At 37.4% G+C, this 17,941-nt stretch carries 16 protein-coding genes; all 16 read left to right on the top strand.

What is annotated here, in order from left to right; all coding sequences use genetic code 11:
* The first annotated feature begins 27 nt into the window (after positions 1–27).
* The 16 genes from ACYP5M_RS01365 to ACYP5M_RS01440 all read left to right on the top strand — a co-directional run bounded on the left by ACYP5M_RS01365 (position 28) and on the right by ACYP5M_RS01440 (position 17,928).
* A complete protein-coding gene (locus tag ACYP5M_RS01365) occupies positions 28–309 on the top strand; it encodes a PTS sugar transporter subunit IIB (protein ID WP_101221691.1) in 282 nt (93 codons plus the stop codon).
* A gap of 5 nt (positions 310–314) precedes the next feature.
* Positions 315–1,688: a PTS galactitol transporter subunit IIC gene (locus tag ACYP5M_RS01370; protein WP_101221692.1), complete on the top strand. Its 1,374-nt coding sequence runs from the start codon at positions 315–317 to the stop codon at positions 1,686–1,688.
* Positions 1,689–1,798: 110 nt separating this feature from the next.
* Positions 1,799–2,827, top strand: a complete 1,029-nt coding sequence (locus ACYP5M_RS01375; RefSeq protein ID WP_101221693.1) for an alcohol dehydrogenase catalytic domain-containing protein — start codon at positions 1,799–1,801, stop codon at positions 2,825–2,827.
* Positions 2,828–2,847: 20 nt separating this feature from the next.
* Positions 2,848–3,681, top strand: a complete 834-nt coding sequence (locus ACYP5M_RS01380; RefSeq protein ID WP_427672805.1) for a class II aldolase — start codon at positions 2,848–2,850, stop codon at positions 3,679–3,681.
* A 24-nt stretch (positions 3,682–3,705) separates the two neighbouring features.
* Entirely contained in the window at positions 3,706–5,214 is a 1,509-nt protein-coding gene (locus ACYP5M_RS01385; RefSeq protein WP_202190539.1) for an FGGY-family carbohydrate kinase, read from the top strand.
* An 87-nt stretch (positions 5,215–5,301) separates the two neighbouring features.
* Positions 5,302–6,345 (top strand): galactitol-1-phosphate 5-dehydrogenase, encoded by a 1,044-nt coding sequence (locus tag ACYP5M_RS01390; RefSeq protein WP_101221696.1) that lies wholly within the window; start codon positions 5,302–5,304, stop codon positions 6,343–6,345.
* A 486-nt stretch (positions 6,346–6,831) separates the two neighbouring features.
* A complete protein-coding gene (locus tag ACYP5M_RS01395; protein ID WP_434169297.1) occupies positions 6,832–7,863 on the top strand; it encodes a zinc-binding dehydrogenase in 1,032 nt (343 codons plus the stop codon).
* Positions 7,864–8,086: 223 nt separating this feature from the next.
* Positions 8,087–8,353: a phosphocarrier protein HPr gene (locus ACYP5M_RS01400; protein ID WP_434169298.1), complete on the top strand. Its 267-nt coding sequence runs from the start codon at positions 8,087–8,089 to the stop codon at positions 8,351–8,353.
* A 472-nt stretch (positions 8,354–8,825) separates the two neighbouring features.
* On the top strand, positions 8,826–10,013 hold the full coding sequence (locus ACYP5M_RS01405) for a hypothetical protein (RefSeq protein ID WP_095390129.1): 1,188 nt from the start codon (positions 8,826–8,828) through the stop codon (positions 10,011–10,013).
* Positions 10,014–10,030: 17 nt separating this feature from the next.
* A complete protein-coding gene (locus ACYP5M_RS01410; protein WP_459734522.1) occupies positions 10,031–11,257 on the top strand; it encodes an allantoate amidohydrolase in 1,227 nt (408 codons plus the stop codon).
* A gap of 2 nt (positions 11,258–11,259) precedes the next feature.
* On the top strand, positions 11,260–12,435 hold the full coding sequence (locus ACYP5M_RS01415) for a M20 family metallopeptidase (RefSeq protein ID WP_459734523.1): 1,176 nt from the start codon (positions 11,260–11,262) through the stop codon (positions 12,433–12,435).
* A 708-nt stretch (positions 12,436–13,143) separates the two neighbouring features.
* Positions 13,144–14,382, top strand: coding sequence for an amidohydrolase (locus ACYP5M_RS01420; protein ID WP_459734890.1), 1,239 nt, complete (start codon positions 13,144–13,146; stop codon positions 14,380–14,382).
* Between the two features lie 118 nt (positions 14,383–14,500).
* The gene (locus tag ACYP5M_RS01425) at positions 14,501–14,689 is read left to right on the top strand and encodes a twin-arginine translocase TatA/TatE family subunit (RefSeq protein WP_459734524.1); all 189 of its coding nucleotides are present in this window, start codon (positions 14,501–14,503) and stop codon (positions 14,687–14,689) included.
* 86 nt (positions 14,690–14,775) lie between these two features.
* Complete coding sequence (gene tatC, locus ACYP5M_RS01430) at positions 14,776–15,498, top strand: twin-arginine translocase subunit TatC (protein ID WP_459734891.1); 723 nt, start codon at positions 14,776–14,778, stop codon at positions 15,496–15,498.
* A gap of 287 nt (positions 15,499–15,785) precedes the next feature.
* Positions 15,786–16,562, top strand: coding sequence for a DeoR/GlpR family DNA-binding transcription regulator (locus tag ACYP5M_RS01435; RefSeq protein ID WP_459734525.1), 777 nt, complete (start codon positions 15,786–15,788; stop codon positions 16,560–16,562).
* Positions 16,563–17,100: 538 nt separating this feature from the next.
* Positions 17,101–17,928, top strand: a complete 828-nt coding sequence (locus ACYP5M_RS01440) for a MerR family transcriptional regulator (RefSeq protein WP_459734526.1) — start codon at positions 17,101–17,103, stop codon at positions 17,926–17,928.
* The last annotated feature ends 13 nt before the right edge of the window (positions 17,929–17,941 follow it).

Raw genomic sequence — 17,941 nt, forward strand, 5'->3', positions numbered from 1 at the left:
ATAAATAATAATTGGGGGATTTTCAAAATGAAAAAAAATATTGTATTTGCGTGTTCGAGTGGGATTGCAACTTCAACGGTAGTAGCAGAGAAAGTAGTAGAGCATTGTAAAGGCCATGGGATTGATGTCGTGTATCAACAGGCAATCATAGGGGAATTACCTTCACTAGATAACTCAGCTGATTTAATTGTAGTAACTTCACAAGTAGAAACAAAATTAAATACACCTCTTGTCAACGCATTACCTATTATTACAGGGGTTGGAGAAGAAGAGCTGCTTGATAAAATTATTAAACTGTTGAAGGGGTGAACTAAATGGGACAACAGATATTAGAAGCATTCCAGTACATTCTTAGTTTTGGACCTACGGTTATGTTGCCAATTGTTGTATTTATACTAGCGATCTGTTTTCGAGTTAAACCAGCGAAGGCTTTAAGATCCTCTGTAATTATAGGTATGGGTTTTGTTGGAATTTTCCTAATATTTAATCTACTGATTGAGAGCGTTGGACCTGCAGCTCAAGCTATGGTGGATAGAACAGGAATTGATTTACCAGTGGTCGACACTGGATGGCCGCCACTTGCTGCAATTGCTTTTGCATCACCAATCGCACCGTTTGTAATTCCTATGGTTGTTTTACTAAACATTGCCATGATAATGCTTCGTTGGACAAAAACTGTCGATATTGATTTATGGAACTACTGGCATTTTGCCTTTGCAGGGGCGCTAGTTTATAGTGCAACAGGTAACTTTTTCTTAGGATTGCTTGCTGCCGCCATAGCTACAGTCACAATTCTTAAAATGGCTGATTGGTCTGCTCCATATATACAGAAACGATTTAATTTGCCTGGTATTTCCCTTCCCACATTATCGGCAGTCATATTTTTTCCAGTTGGAGTATTAGGAAATAAAATTATTGGTTCCATACCTGGGGTAAGGAACTTAAAAGCTGATCCAGATTCAATTCAAAAACGCTTCGGAGTATTTGGTGAACCGATGATGATCGGTCTGATTTTGGGAATTATTATTGGAATTCTCGCAGGATACGATGCGGATGGAGTATTGAAATTAGGAATGAACTTGGGAGCAGTTATGCTTATTATGCCTCGTATGGTTCGTATCCTTATGGAGGGTTTAATCCCACTGTCTGATGCAATTCGTGCCTTGCTAAAAAAGAGATTCCCTGATCGGGATGATATTACCATCGGACTTGATATTGCAGTTGCGATTGGTAATCCGGCAGTTATTTCAACAGCCTTATTGATGACACCAATTACAATATTGCTAGCTGTTATTCTTCCAGGAAATAAGATTATTCCACTAGGTGATTTATCAACTTTAACTGTGCCAATGGCAATGATTGTTCTTGCTTGCGGAGGTAATATTATACGATCAATTATTATTGGTATACCAGTTATTATCGCAAACTTATACATCGCTTCTTATCTGGCTCCACTTGTTACGCAAGTAGCAAAAAGTATTAATTTCCAATTCCCAGAAGGGGCATCAGAATTGGTGAACAGCTTCTTAGACGGCGGTAATCCATTCCGCTATTGGATGGTCATGTTATCCCAAGGGAATATCTATGCTATTGGAGCCATTCCAGTTGTAGGTCTTGTTATTTGGTCGGCATATAAAATAACCAAAAAAGATTTTGATGAGAATGGTAAATTGAAGGATGTTTCTTAGACTATCTGAAGTTAGTTTATTAAAGATAAGGAGGTACTTGCTTGCTAACTAAAGGGACAATGCTTTTAGTAAGGTACCTCGCCTCTTATTCTTAAAAAGGAGATCTAATGATGAGAGCTATTGCATTTCACGATGTTAATGATTTTCGAATAGAAGAAGTTGAAGATCCAAAAATTGGTTTCGGAGAAGTACTCTTGAAGTTAAAAGCCTGTGGATTATGCGGGACGGATATTCACAAAGCAATTCATAAAACCGTTAATCCAGGGACTGTTCTTGGGCATGAATATGCAGGTGAGATTGTTAAGGTAGGGGAAGGTGTTACGAAATTTAAAATTGGAGACAGAGTTGTTGGTGCTATCCATGTTCCCTGTTTCACTTGTCATTATTGTCAACGACAGCATTATACACTTTGTCCTGAATTTAGAGAAACGAATATTGATCCTGGCGGCTTTGCAGAATATATCCGATTATCTGAAAAACATGTACGCCATTTACTTTTTGGAATTCCTGACAGTATGAGCTACCAGCACGCATCTTTAGCAGAACCAGTAGCTTGTTGTATTCATGGACAAAAAGCTGCAGAAATACGTCCTGGAGATAATGTTTTAATTATGGGGGCAGGACCGATCGGGGTGATTCATGGCCAACTCCTAAAACATAAGGATGTAAGTAATGTAATTATTTCTGACGTTTCTTCGTATAAGCTGTCAAAAGCTAAAGAGTTTGGTATCGATTACACAGTAAATATTAAAAATGATAGTCTCAAGGATGTTGTTGATAAGGTTACTGATAATCAAGGTGTAGATATTGTTATCATTGCTGCAGGTGTTTCCTCTCTGTTACCAGAAGCAGTACAACTGCTAAGACGCGGCGGACGAGTAATCTGTTTTTCTCCCTTTGAAAAGTATCCTGAAGTGACTATTGATGCAGGAAGATTCTTTAAGGACGAAATATCAATAGTCGGTACCTACAGTGTATCCCCATATGAATTTGAGGAAGCTATTTTAAACATATCAAATGGAACAATAGATGCAGAAAAAATGATTACACATGAAATGGCCATTGATCAAGTAGGCGAAGCGATTACATTTGCCGCAAGTCCTGATGAAGAAGTTATGAAAGTAGTTATTGTAGATTAAATTATAAGGAGAGATTTAGTATGCCATTAGTAAATATGAAATCGTTCTTACAATTATTAGAAGAGAAAAATCTTATTGCTCCAGCCTTTAATACTACCAATTTAGAAATGACACTGTCTATTATCAGGGGAGCAGAAGAGGCAGGGCTTCCAGTTATTGTCCAAATTGCTCCTACAAACGTTAAGCTGTCTGGATACGATTACATTGCCAATATTGTAAAATCTGCTGCGGAGAAAGTAGAAGTGCCTGTAACTTTACACTTAGATCATGGCATGACCTTTGAGGATGTAAAAAATGCCGTAGAAGCTGGTTTTAACTCTGTCATGATTGATGCTTCAAAATTACCGTATGAAGAAAATATTCAATTTACTAGAGAAGTTGTAGAGTATTGCCATGCTCGAGGAGTTTCGGTAGAAGCTGAATTAGGAGAATTAAGTGGCAAAGAAGATGATCACGAGAGTGATGATTCGGCACAAACAGATCCTAACCTTGCAAGAGAATTTGTAGAGCGTACAGGAATCGATCTTTTAGCTGTATCCGTAGGAAATATTCATGGTTTAGATGAACAACCAAAAATTAACCTGGAATTACTTCGTGAAATAGCAGATACTGTTGAGATTCCATTAGTCATTCATGGAGGCTCTGGAATTCCTGATGATATATTAAAGCAATTAAAAAATTACAATGTACGCAAAATAAATCTTGCGAGTGATCTTCGTAAACGATTTATTGCGTCTGTCGGTAAACGGTATGAACAAAACCCAAATGAATATAACCTTATTAGCGTATTGCTAGAAGCACAATCTGAGGTTAAAGAAGTAGTTATTAATAAATTTAGCACTTTAAATAGATAATGTTTCTAAAGGATGGGGTTGAAGATGTATGTAATTGGAATTGATATTGGAACAACTAACGTAAAACTTTGTCTATTTCAATTACCAAATTTCGAATTAGTGGAAGTGTATCGTTTTTCTACTCCTACTAAATGGAATGAAAAAGAATCAGAGTTTGAAATGGATAAAATTTGGGAGGGTGTGAAGGAAGGGCTTTACGTTCTCTCAAAAAAAATTAAAAACCCAAAAGAGATAAAAACTATTTCGATAGCCAGTGCAGCTCAAACTATCGTTTTATTAGACGAACATAATCAAATCTTAGAACCCACCATTACATGGTATGATCCTCGCTCTAAATCTGAAGCTGAACTAGTCAACAATATTGTTGGAAGGGAAGAAATATATAAGATTACTGGGATAGTCTCTCACAGTAATCATAGTCTTACCAAGCTACTTTGGATTAGAGATCATTTTCCTGATCAATATCTAAAATTTAAAAAATGGACATGCTTGTCAGGTTTTATTGCTTTTAAGCTATCTGGAATATACGCGACAGATGTGAGCCTTGCATCCAGAACGTTACTGCTAGATATGTCTACCCGAAAATGGTCAAAACATTTAATTGAAGACTTTGAACTGGAAGTTCAAACGTTTCCTACTATTGTTGAGTCTGGTACAGCTATTTCTTTTCTTAAAGATTCTCTGGCTATTGAGGTTGGATTAAGTCCCAATACAACTATTTCAATAGCTGGTCACGATCATATGGCAGGATCAATAATTACTAATTTGGATGTGGATAAGGAACTGCTAAACTCAACTGGAACAACAGAAGGATTACTTTTATTGAAAAAAGAATCATTTTTAAATAGTGACTTTCAGCAAAATGCTATTTCAAATGGTTTATATGTAAAAGACAATTTGTTCAGTCTCTATGGATCAATGCCAACAGCTGGTTATAGTATAAATTGGTTTACAAGAAATTTTTTATCCTCTCTTGATGAATTAACTCAAATGAGTGATGGATTATATAAAGAATACCAGAAAAACTCGAAGGAGTTTATAGAAAATTTGCTGGTTTTTATTCCACATTTAAGAGGAAGTGGTCCCCCTCATCGTGATTCTCATTCTAAAGGAATCTTATATGGAATACAGGACCAAACAGAAAAGAGAGATATTTTATACTCGATTTTTGCTGGCCTATGCTTCGAATTGAGAAATTTAAAAGACGCATATATAGATCTAACAGATCAAGATATCAAGAGTATTAAAGTTATTGGCCCGGCCACATTAAACCCATTATGGCTACAGTTAAAAGCAGATATTCTTAACTGCGAAGTACTTTCTTATAAAACAGAGGAAGCTGTTTCAAAAGGCGGCGCCATGTTAGCAGCATTAAAGCAAAACTTTATTGACCAGATACACGTTAATTCATTTGATAGGTATCTTCCATCACAAGAAAATTTTAAACTGTATGATGAGTACTTTAACAGGATGTATACTCCACTCTCAAAAATAAAAAGAGAATTTGATTTATATAAGTCGACGGAGATTTGATGCTTAACACATGAAAGCTTTAAGAAAAGCAGCTGATGCTGTAATTAAATTTTATGGGATGCAGTAAGTACGGAGGTGGTATTGGAAATGGAATCATTATGTTTCTATGGAATTCAGGATTTGAGATATGAAGAGTCTCCTCCGCCAACAATTGAACAGAACGATGAAGTTATTATTAGAGTAAGAAATGCAGGTATCTGTGGTTCAGATATTTCTCGTTATAAAAAATTGGGCCCTGTGACTCCCGGTAACATTTGGGGACACGAATATGCTGGTGAGGTAGTTGAATTTAGCGATAATGTAACGGATTTGCATGTGGGCGCTCGAGTGGCTGTATGTCCTGCGCTTTATTGTGGAAAGTGTGAGTATTGTCGTTCAGGCTACTTTGCAGCATGTCCTGAATTACTTGTAACAGGCGCAAAAGTCCCCGGCGGATTTGCTACATACGTGAAGGTTCCAAGAGAAAATGTTATCTGTATCCCAGATAGTGTTTCTTTTGAAGAAGCTGCCTTTGTCGAGCCATCTGCAGTTGCGCTTCATGGACTTTTTAAAACAAACATGCAGCCAGGATACTCTGTTGCTGTTATGGGATGTGGAACAATTGGATTACTTGTAATCCAATGGGCAAAAATTTTTGGTGCAGAAAGAGTATATGCTATTGATATTGAAAAAGAGAAATTAACCTTAGCTAAACAAGTTGGAGCCGATGTATTAATAAATCCGAAAGATAGAAATACATTTGAACAAATCATGACATTTACTAACGGGCATGGAGTTGATTTGGCAGTTGAATCTGCCGGATCTCCCATTACTTCTGCTCAAATATTCGCCTTACCAAAAAAAGGGGGAGAAGTAGTTTTTATGGGTATTCCGTATGCTGATGTGCCGATTGACCGTTTCTATTTTGAAAGAATAGTTCGTCGAGAGTTACATGTTTATGGGTCATGGAACGCCATATCCTCGCCTTTCCCCGGTAGGGAGTTTCATGCAACCATTCACTGTATGAATACAGGACAATTACAAGTAAAACCTCTTATATCTCATCGTGTTCCCCTTGAGATGGGACCAGAAATGTTTGAACGGATCATAAGTAATAAAGAGGTATTTACAAAGGTTATGTTCGAACTGTAAATTATTGAAATTGTTTACAAGAGTGTCTTATAAGGCGTAACATTGAAATTTTGTGTTTTTGAAAATTCTCACGCACAAAACGTGCTTTGTTCACCTAGCACGCACAATTGCCCATAAAGTAAGCGTTGACGACCGGGACGAGAAATATATTGCGACTTTAAAACGGTTTATTTATATCTCCAAAAAGAACTTAAACAACAATGGATGGAAAATGCTATTTTAAGCAAGCTCCATCCTCTCTGAGATCCCCTTCTAATAGACAGATAAAAAAGAACTTTATCTTCTAATCGAGAAGGGGATTTTCTATAGGTATATATCAAAAAACATAGAAAATTTACTTTTAAAAAAATGGAAGAATTAATCTTATAAAATTAATCTCTTATAGATAAAGACTCAAGGAACCCAGACAGTCTTCAAACAGGATTATTAGCCGTGAACAATCTTATGGCAAGGCGTAAATATTTGCAAGAGAGGAGTGAAGGTACAATGAAAGCAGTAGTGAAAGCAGAACCAGGTTATGACAATATGTCGCTAGTAGAAATTCCAGAACCAGAAGGAATAGGGGATTTAGTTAAAATTAAAGTTGCTTACACTGGAATTTGCGGTACGGACATTCATACATTTACCGGAGAATATAGAAATTCAAAAACTCCCGTTGTTTTGGGGCATGAATTTTCCGGAGTTGTTGTAGAAGTTGGAGACGCAGTAAAAAATATTAAGGTAGGGGACAGGGTTACAAGCGAAACCACATTCACAACATGCGGCTTGTGCGAATACTGCTTAGAAAAAGATTATAATTTATGCTTTTCCCGTAAAGGAATCGGAACTCAAGTAAATGGCAGTATGTCTGAATATGTAGTTTCTCGCGAAGAAAGTGTTCACGTTTTATCTGAGAATATAAGCCTTGAAGCAGCAGCCCTAACTGAGCCGTTAGCTTGTTGTGTACATGCGGCTTTAGAAAAAACAACTATTAATAAAGGCGACAAAGTTCTTATTTTTGGACCAGGACCAATTGGTCTACTCCAATGCCAAGTTGTGAAAGCACAAGGTGCGTTTGTCATTTTAGCAGGCATCACAAAGGATAAGCAGCGCTTAAAATTAGCTAAATCATTTGGTGTAGACGTAATTGTCGATGTTCAAGAAGAGAGTTTAGAAGAAGTTATCATGAAACATACCGATGGTTATGGAGTTGATATAGTGTTTGAATGCTCTGGTGCAGTGCCAGCGCTTAATCAAGGCTTGCCATTGGTAAGGAAAAAAGGAACATTTGTACAAGTGGGTATTTTTGCGAATAAAATGAACCAGCTGGATCAAGAATCGATTGTTCAGAGAGAATTAAAGTATCTTGGTACACGTTCCCAAAAACCTAGCTCATGGCACATAGCTTTACAACTTCTAGAAGAACAAAAGATTGATACAGACATAATGATTACAAAAATTGTTCCTTTAGAAGAATGGCGCGAAGGATTTGAGGCAGTAATGGCTGGAAGCCAAATTAAGGTTATTATTGCGTCATAATCTCATAATTTCTATGCTATGAACTGAATCATTTCGTACCCTTTTTGAATCCTAGTCTCTTTTCCGTTACTTAACAAAACATCCTTTCAAAGCATCTCGATTCATAGTTCAACTTATATAACATTCTTGGATATTAATTCGTGTACCACACATATAACCCTAACAAATAATAAAAATAGTTTAGCTTGATTTTAATTAATATTAGATAAAAGGAGATTTAAAAATGACAGAAAAAACATTTACCATAATTGAAAAAACGGGTATCCATGCCCGCCCAGCAACAACATTAGTTCAAAACGCTAGCAAATTTAACTCGGAAGTAAACCTTGAATACAATGGCAAAAAGGCCAATTTAAAGTCTATCATGGGGGTTATGTCACTTGGTATTGCCCATGGAGCTCAAATTAAAATCATAGCTGAAGGAACTGATGAAAAGGAAGCGATCCTGTCTCTTGAAGACACCATAATAAAAGAAAAACTGGGTGAATAAAAACACAATTGCCTATAAACTTTTAGACAGTTTTATTCTAAAAAAGTTGAACTAATTGATCTGGACCATCATTTTCGAGTATACACAAAGGAAAAACTTGCTAGAGGATGAATCCGAATGAAACAAGAACTGTTTTACAGTAAAAAGTAAACAGGATATGTATTACTAATTAATCTGAGCTGTCCTTAGACGGCTTTTTCTTTTTGAAATAATAGGTTTAGATTAGTTTGTGTTAGTTGTTTTAGTCACTACCGAGATAAAGAGGTATCCAAAGAAAAATTATTTTGATATACCCAACCTTATAATTATTTGAGAATATTTGGTGTTTTAAATCAGAAATAAAACACTTACATTTCCTATTATCTGTGTACATTTACCTGAATATATTAAATTATCTTTAAATTTAGACTATTCAATGTTATTATTTTATAAGAATATTCAAACTATTAATTCGGAAGGTGAGGAAACTCATATGTCACAGATGTTGGCTTTGGTTATTGTTATTCTGATTTTATTTGTAGGGGACATAGTGGCGGTTCGAACAAAAGCATGGGTACCTTCCGTTTTCATTTCGGCGATTCTATTTCTATGTGGTTATTGGACATTCTTTCCGCAAGACATCGTTTCAATAGCAGGTGTTCCACCGGTAGTGGCAACCATGATGATGTACCTATTGATCACGAATATGGGGACATTGCTTTCAATAAGGGAATTGGTGAATCAATGGAAGACGATTGTCATCTCCTTATCTGGCATTCTTGGAATTGTTGCACTATTATTCGGAATTGGCATCTTTATTTTTGATCTGCAAACTGTCCTTGTAGCGGTTCCACCTTTAGTGGGAGGTATGGTTTCTTCAATAATCATGTCAGAAGGAGCGGCAGATGCAGGACTTACGAGCTTGTCCGTTTTTGCCATTGTTATTTATGTAATGCAAGGCTTCGCTGGATATCCTTTAACTTCAATTGTCTTGAAGAAAGAAGGGAAGAAGCTTTTGGGGCAATACCGCAATGGAAAGTTAACGGTAAAAAAGGATGAAACTGCATCCGCTGCAGAAGGTATGACGGAACTTAAGCTGTTCAAGAAACTTCCTGAAAAATATAATACGGAATATTTCAAATTTTTAAGACTTGCAGTTGTTGCTTTACTTGCTTACCTAGTTTCGAGTGGATTAGAGCCGATTATATCTATAAATGCATTTGTTCTTTGCTTACTATTCGGGGTTATCGGAAAAAGTATCGGTTTCTTGGAAAGACAGACACTGCAAAAAGCAAATGGATTTGGATTTGCGATCATGGCTCTTATGCTTTTCGTCTTTGATGGATTGAAAAATGCAACACCAAGTATGATGATGGAGATTCTTTACCCACTTGTTGTTTGCATTATCTTAGCTGTGATAGGTATGTATATATTCTCATTCATAGCAGGGAAATTGTTAAAAGTCAGCAAAGAAATGGCCTTTGCTGTATCTTTAACAGCATTATACGGATTTCCAGCTGATTACATTATCACCAATGAAGTCGTAAATTCATTAACAAAAGATGAAAATGAAAAAGAAGCATTGCTAAGCCATATGCTGCCGCCGATGCTTGTTGGCGGATTTATATCTGTAACAATCGTGTCGGTTATTTTGGCAGGAATATTCGTACAATTCTTGTAAAATAGGAGGGATTCTAAGTGAGTCTTAGCGAACGTATAGAAAAGCAAATAAGTGATTTGGGCGAATTTACATCAACACCCGGAGAAGGGACTACCCGGCTTACGTATAGCAAGGAAGACTTGCTTACACGTAATTATATAAAAAATAAAATGATGGATTACGGCCTGACAGTACAGGAAGATGGATTTGGAAATATTTTTGGAAAGCTTGAGGGTACTTTAAAAGATGCACCAAGCGTTCTGTTAGGTTCACATTTTGATTCCGTACCAAATGGCGGTGCGTATGACGGACCAGCAGGTGTAATTGTCGCACTTGAAGTGGCTGCCCTATTTTCAGAAAATCAATTAACACCTAAATATCCATTGGAAATCGTTGCCCTGATTGAAGAAGAAGGAGCTCGTTTTGGCGGGGGGCTAATGGGGTCGAGAGGAATAGTGGGAACGCTTAGTGAGGAAAGTTTTAAAAATTTAAAGGATAAAGATGGTATCACAACCATTGAAGCGATGTCAAAAGTTGGACTGGATTTCTCTCTTCCGAAAAGAAGAAATCCCAATAGCATTAAAGCATTTCTCGAATTGCATATAGAACAAGGACCAATCCTTGAAGAGAAGAATATCCCCATTGGTGTTGTAGAAGCTATTGTTGGTTTAACTCAATTTGAAGTAACCATTGAAGGAAAGGCAGGACATGCAGGCACAACCCCAATGGATCGCCGTACGGACGCATTGGTTGCTGCCGCTCAAATTATTTCTCAATTACCGAGCTTTGCAATTGAGGAAGGAGAAGGAACGGTTATAACGACAGGACGACTAGATGTTTTACCAAATGGAGCAAACGTCATACCTAATAAAGTGGTATTTTCGGTAGATATTCGTTCAAGCAAGGAAGAACATATTAACAATGTCATCAGGCGGATGAAAGAATTAATCGAATCCTATCAGATACAGGGGATCCATACAACGGCGGAACAGCTGTTGTATATGCCGCCAAAGATATTGAGTAATGAGATTAAGGCTTTATTAAAAGATAAAAGTTCTGATTTGGAAATTCCATACTGTTCCATTGATAGTGGAGCAGGTCATGATGCGATGGTTTTTTCAGATGTGACTGATGTTGGCATGCTTTTTGTTCCAAGTAAAGCAGGACTAAGTCATTGTCCAGAGGAATGGTCTGATGCACGTCATTTGGCAAATGGAGTGCAAATATTTTACGAAGTGGCTAAATGTTTAACGGAGGTAGAATAAGAATGATTAATCAAACGATAAAAGAAGCGATTCAAAATTATAGTGATGAATTAACAGAAATACGCAGAAAACTTCATAGCGAACCTGAGTTATCATGGGAAGAAGAAAATACAACTGCCTTTGTTTGTGACTACCTTGAAAAATTAGGAATTACTTATCGAAAAGCGGAACCAACAGGTGTCATTGCAGAAATTAAAGGCGGTAAGGCAGGAAAGACAGTAGCATTAAGAGCAGATATGGACGCCCTTTCTGTTGAAGAATTAAATAAAGACTTGCCGTATGTTTCAAAAGAGGAAGGGAAAATGCATGCATGTGGTCATGATGCGCACACTTCAATGCTATTAATTGCAGCTAAGGCACTAAACGTAATAAAAGAAGAATTACCTGGGAATGTGCGATTAATATTTCAACCAGCTGAAGAAGTGGCAACAGGTGCGAAGGAAATGGTTAAACAAGGGGCTGTTGAGGGTGTTGATAATGTTTTTGGCATACATATTTGGTCGCAAATGCCAACAAACACGGTTGCTTGCACTCAAGGACCTTCATTCGCTTCAGCAGATATCTTTACAGTAACGTTTAAAGGAAGAGGGGGACATGGTGCAATGCCACAGGATTGTATCGATGCTACTATAGTTGCCTCTTCATTCGTCATGAACGTACAGTCTGTCGTATCAAGAACGGTCGACCCCCAAAATCCCGCTGTTTTGACAGTTGGAAAAATGGTCGTTGGCACACGATTTAATGTCATTGCAGAAAATGCCGTCATTGAAGGGACTGTCCGTTGCTTTGATCCTAAAACACGTGACCATATTGAAAAGCAGCTCCAGATTTATGCTGAAAATGTTGCGAACATTTACGGTGCGACCGCAAAGGTTGAGTACTACCGCGGAACACAAGCTGTCATCAATGATGAATACAGTGCAAAATTAGTGCAAAAAGTTGCCTCAAATGCGTTTGGCGATGACGCAATATATAATGAAAAGCCAACAATGGGTGGCGAAGACTTTAGCTTCTATTTAGATGAAGTACCTGGAAGCTTCGCTTTAGTTGGATCAGGAAATCCTGAAAAAAATACGGAATGGGCACACCATCACGGGAAATTCAACATCGACGAAGAAGCGCTTGCTACCGGTGCAGAACTTTATGCCCAATATGCATGGGCATATTTGAACGAATAACGAACTGAAAAGAAGAAGGAACCTGGGCAGTTACAAAAAGTCTATCAATGTCAGAAGGCCGCCAATTGGCGGCCTTCTGGCGTTAAGGGTTACATTTAACTACAAAGGCTTTGCATACAGTAAAAAAGGGATGGATTTTACCATTCCTTTTTGTTTTCCATTAACAAGGAATGAAACAACAAAGGTATCTTATGTCGAAATTAAAATGAGAAATCAATTAATTACCACAAAAAACTTAAAAAAACTTAAAATAATGCAGATTTTATTGCTATTGAAATTAAGTAGACTTATAATTGGATCTATAGGGTGACATCATGTAACTGGACCAGTGACTATTTCAACAGATATGAATGGATTGAAATTGTAAAAAATAAATCCAAAAACACCACTAGAAGAGATATGAAAGATTGGAAGAAAAGAGTAGTTCCAATCAAATACCGGGCTGGATGCCTCTTGTTCTCCAATGAAGTTAATAATCATGATCATCTTAAAATACGAACGTACTAGAGGAGGATTTCACAGGTGAATCAGGAAAAAGAAGGTTTGTCCCGCAGAAAGTTTATAGGTAACGTCTGTAAAATTGGAAGCGCTTCCGCTGTTCTCGGTGTCACGGACACGGTGGGATTATTTATGCCTGAGACGGCAAGTGCCGATGCTGAGAGGAAGGCTGGCCATAACACCAAAAAACCAGGAAAGAACAGTTCCTACATGTTGATGAATGTTAGATTGGAAAGTGGATACAAGTATATAAATGGCCAGGTCGTCGCAACCGAAACCGTATTGAGGAACCTCCATATTGTAAAAGGCATCATTACCAGAATACTAGATACCAAGTCCCCTTATGGAAAAGGTGTCGATTGCTACGACGCGAAAGGCATGCTGCTACTTCCCTCTTTTAGAGATATGCATATTCATTTGGATAAAACCTTTTATGGTGGTCCTTGGAGAGCGGCTGCGACGAGGAAAAATGGCATTTTTGACATGATTACCTTGGAGCAGACACTGCTGCTGGAGCTCCTTCCAACAGCTCAGGAGCGTGCGGAGAAATTAATTGAACTAATTCTTGGCTATGGCTCAACTTATGTCAGAAGCCATTGCAACATCGATCCAGTCGTTGGCATGAAAAATCTTGAAAAACTAAATCGGGCCTTAGCGAACTATTCAGATAAAATATCACATGAAATCGTTGGATTTCCTCAACATGGCCTACTTCGTTCAAATTCTCAGGGATTGATACGCGAAGCCATGCAGCTCGGAGTTACACATGTTGGCGGACTTGATCCAACCTTAGTTGACGGGGATATGGAAAAATCGTTGCAAACGATGGTACAGATCGCGGTTGACTACAAAGCAGGTATTGATATTCACCTTCATGAAGGTGGCGAAACGGGTTTGAAGGCAATACGTCGATTGGCTGATCTGACTGAGGAAGCGGGTCTGCAGGGAAAAGTGACGATCAGTCATGCGTTTTCGCTCGCTTCGTTAGGGGATGGCGCCGACGTAGAAATGGCAAAGCGCCTTGCATCTCTGGGTATTTCCATAGCCTCAACCGTTCCAATCGGCAAAGACGTAATGCCGATTCCGCTCCTTCAGAAGCATAAGGTGAACGTCATGCTAGGTAATGATAGTATTACGGATCACTGGTCACCATTCGGGATTGGCGATACGCTGCAGAAGGCACATCTCGCCTCAGATCTGTACGGATGGTCAAACGAATACAACCTGTCTCGCTCACTTTCCCTTGCTACCGGTGGTATTACACCGTTAGACGAGGCTGGTAAACAAATATGGCCAAAGGTAGGCGATGCCGCGACCGCTGTACTCATTCCAGCAAGCTGCTCGGCCGAAGCCGTAGCCCGACTGCCTAAGCGTGCTGCCGTATTGCATAAGGGAACTCTCTCTTCGGGTTCTCTGGATAGCGTGAAGCCTAAGCTTCATACCAATTAAAAGGGTATGACAATGTTAATGAACCTTGGTAAAAAAGAATTGGGGATAGGTTCGATGAGCACATAAACGTTTAACGTTTTAAAGGAATTACAAAATATGAATACCGCTGGGGGAAGTTATGCTACAAAATATTGGAATACCAGGATTGATGCTAATTTTAGTGATTGCCCTTATTATTTTCGGCCCTTCAAAGTTACCGGAAATCGGAAGGGCGTTTGGCTCATCATTAAGAGAATTTAAAAAGTCTACCAGAGACCTTGTAGCAGATGACACTAATGCAGATGTGACCAATAAGAAAGAAAGCTAATCAAATAAATGAAGAGGGGATGTAGGATCTGTCTTACATCTTTTTCTCCTGGAGTGATGAAGTTGGAAAATCAAAAAAATACGAGCATGATTCAGCACCTTGAGGAGTTACGTAAACGTATTATTATCACGTTAGTCGTTTTCACGCTGTTCCTCGTACTGACATTTATATATGTTCAAGATATTTATAATGTAATAGTTAAAGACTTGCCGTTTAAGCTAGCTCTGTTAGGACCGAGTGATATCATACTCGTTTATTTAATTATTGCCACCGTCGTTGCCATCGCGGCTACTATACCGGTTGCTGCTCACCAAACTTGGCTGTTTGTACGTCCAGCGTTAACAGCAAAAGAACGCAAGGTTACTAGCGCTTATATTCCAGCTCTATTTATTCTATTCATATTAGGAATCAGTTTTGGTTACTTTATTTTATTTCCTATTGTCCTAAATTTTTTAATGTCTCTATCAAACGGCATGTTTACTACTTTCTTTACAACGGAGAAATATTTCCGGTTTATGCTTCATATGACATTGCCTTTTGGATTTCTGTTTGAAATGCCCGTTGTTATCATGTTTCTAACAAGTTTAGGAATTATAAATCCATACCGTTTGCAAAAAATCAGGAAATATTCTTACTTTATTTTAATAGTTATTTCAATTTTGATTACTCCACCAGACTTTCTATCAGATATCCTAGTTACAATACCTTTATTACTCTTATATGAAAGCAGTGTCAGCTTATCTAAATTCGTATATAATCGACATCAAAGGGAAAAAGAAGGTAAAAAAGAGATGTATGAATCTGTCTAAAAAGGGCCTTGCACCAAGATAGTAGCATCTTCATTTTAAGGTTGATTTTTTTTAATGTCCGGAATATCCACTTACAATGGTCGGAATCTATAATATGGTGGGCTGACCGTCATGTTTAATCCCTGGTTAATATCCCCGATTTGAAATTCTGATAATTAAGTATATTGATTAATGTGTTCAGCATTTACTAATAATCTACCCTCAAAAGCTTAATTATCCTTAAAATAATTCATGTTTCTTTGTGATTAAACTTGGATTAACTTATAATTAAATTACGAGGTGAGATCATGCTACAGGATGAACGACTAGACGCCATTGTTCAATATTTAAACGAACACGAACGAATTGATATTGAAACAATTTGTAAAATAAATAATGTATCTAAAGATACGGCCAGAAGAGACTTAATCAATTTAGAAGAGATGAGGAAGATCATTCGAATACGGGGTGGGGCGAAAAAGGCTCTGCTTTCCAATGACGTCCATAATTATGGTGAGCGTATGAACATGGCATCGGAAGCTAAAGGTAAGATCGGAAAATTTGCAGCTTCTTTGATAAACAACGGGGATCATCTTATTTTGGATGCCTCTACAACAGTTCAATTTGCTGCTAAATATTTAACGAGTGGGAACAACACTGTCGTGACTAATTCGATTAACATTGCCAGTGTATTAAGTCAAAGAGAAGATATAAAAGTTAATTTATTAGGCGGAACATTAAGCACTAGACACCAAGCCATTTATGGTTCAAGAGCCATTAGGGATGTACAAGATTATAAGGTGAATAAATGCATCATTGGTACTTGCGGAATATCTTCTGAAGGACTGTCTACTTCCATCGAGGAAGAAGGCCTCCTCGTTCACGAAATGATTAAGCGTTCTGACCAGGTCATTGTGATTGCAGATTCAACGAAATTTAATAAAACTTTTTTTCAAAAGGTATGTGACTTAGACGCCGTTGATATAGTGATTACAGACAAAGAAGTACCAAAAAACATGCAGGAAATCCTAAATAAACACGTGGTAGAAGTGATTGTGGTTCCAGGTCATGAAAGAGACCAGTGAGTAATAGTTTTATGGGTTCGATATACTGCTGATTATATTAAACTTATAACAGCGGTTAATAATGCTTAAATTGAGGATATACAATGTAGTGTTGAAGGAAAAGCAACAAGATATGTTTGTGAATCATGTAAAAAAATTTATGGAAAAAGAGTGCCCAAGAGGTGCTCTTTTTTCAGTGGATAGATTGATGAAGTTCTTTTTAATCATTTGTAAAGGTGATTAGCTGTTCACTCCACATTGCTGGTAAGAAAATAAACCTTTTGGTATTTTCCTTCTGTATCCATTGCAGTCACTTACATATTGCCTAATTAATGAAGATGCTGATATGATCCATTTTTTCGATAGGCAGGACCTTTAAAATCCATTTATTTTAAATGGAAAAATGGTAAAGTTAGAGGGGATTGAAGATTTCTTTAGAATACTGACCCTCTCCAAGCGGTTGTAGCTGCCGAATGGAAGGAGGGAAATTAAAAAATTAATATATGATATAAGACTTAGAAGGAAATTCACAAAAAGTATTTGCAGAGGAGTAGCGCATATGGACAATTACTTATCAATCAGTGAAATGGCTTCCATTCACAGTATCTCAAGGCAAACACTCATTTATTACGATAAGATCGGTTTATTTAAACCGGTACATATAGATGAACATGGTTATCGATATTATAGTGCCATTCAGATTCCGTTTCTAAGGGAAATTTGCTTTTTGAAGTCGATTGGCATAAAACTGAATGATATTAAGGACCATATAGGAAATCGGAATTTAACCACTGCCATGTCACTTTTGGAATTTCATCAAGAATTCATTGATAAAGAAATAAATGCCTTGATGAATACCCGTACATATATTCAACAGAGATTAATGAAATATTCAGAAGCCAAAAATATTAAAAGTGAATTGGATAAACCTATTATAGAAGAATTTCCTGAAAGGCATGTCTTATTTATACCATTTGAAAATGATTTGTGCCGTGAAGAATTACATTTAACGCTTATGAAAGCTTGGAATGTATTAAGTAAACATGAAATGCTTCCGTCTGAGGGATTTGGCACGGTTATTTTAAAGGATAAACTTGGAATGGATGATGTTTTCGAGGGTGCGGGAATATATACTGCATTACCTTTTATAGATCCTGATATGGATAACATGATGACGTTGCCTGCTGGGCAATATGCCTGTGTATATAAATATGGAATGCCATATAATATTGGGTTTTTAAATGAATTGGTTCAATGGATCAGTGAAAATCACTATAGAATTATTGGGGACGTTGTGGACGCTTGCTTATTGGATACGACCTTTTACGAGAATGATAGTAGTGTTGATTTTTGTCAGCTGCAAATCCCTGTAGAGAAAATTACTTGAATTTTCAAATATC

Source organism: Peribacillus sp. N1, assembly GCF_054600815.1.

Coding starts and splice junctions, on each gene's coding strand:
- ACYP5M_RS01365 (WP_101221691.1), top strand. CDS start 28: ATGAAAAAAAATATTGTATTTGCGTGTTCGAGTGGGATTGCAACTTCA.
- ACYP5M_RS01370 (WP_101221692.1), top strand. CDS start 315: ATGGGACAACAGATATTAGAAGCATTCCAGTACATTCTTAGTTTTGGA.
- ACYP5M_RS01375 (WP_101221693.1), top strand. CDS start 1,799: ATGAGAGCTATTGCATTTCACGATGTTAATGATTTTCGAATAGAAGAA.
- ACYP5M_RS01380 (WP_427672805.1), top strand. CDS start 2,848: ATGCCATTAGTAAATATGAAATCGTTCTTACAATTATTAGAAGAGAAA.
- ACYP5M_RS01385 (WP_202190539.1), top strand. CDS start 3,706: ATGTATGTAATTGGAATTGATATTGGAACAACTAACGTAAAACTTTGT.
- ACYP5M_RS01390 (WP_101221696.1), top strand. CDS start 5,302: ATGGAATCATTATGTTTCTATGGAATTCAGGATTTGAGATATGAAGAG.
- ACYP5M_RS01395 (WP_434169297.1), top strand. CDS start 6,832: ATGAAAGCAGTAGTGAAAGCAGAACCAGGTTATGACAATATGTCGCTA.
- ACYP5M_RS01400 (WP_434169298.1), top strand. CDS start 8,087: ATGACAGAAAAAACATTTACCATAATTGAAAAAACGGGTATCCATGCC.
- ACYP5M_RS01405 (WP_095390129.1), top strand. CDS start 8,826: ATGTCACAGATGTTGGCTTTGGTTATTGTTATTCTGATTTTATTTGTA.
- ACYP5M_RS01415 (WP_459734523.1), top strand. CDS start 11,260: ATGATTAATCAAACGATAAAAGAAGCGATTCAAAATTATAGTGATGAA.
- ACYP5M_RS01420 (WP_459734890.1), top strand. CDS start 13,144: ATGTTGATGAATGTTAGATTGGAAAGTGGATACAAGTATATAAATGGC.
- ACYP5M_RS01425 (WP_459734524.1), top strand. CDS start 14,501: ATGCTACAAAATATTGGAATACCAGGATTGATGCTAATTTTAGTGATT.
- tatC (WP_459734891.1), top strand. CDS start 14,776: ATGATTCAGCACCTTGAGGAGTTACGTAAACGTATTATTATCACGTTA.
- ACYP5M_RS01435 (WP_459734525.1), top strand. CDS start 15,786: ATGCTACAGGATGAACGACTAGACGCCATTGTTCAATATTTAAACGAA.
- ACYP5M_RS01440 (WP_459734526.1), top strand. CDS start 17,101: ATGGACAATTACTTATCAATCAGTGAAATGGCTTCCATTCACAGTATC.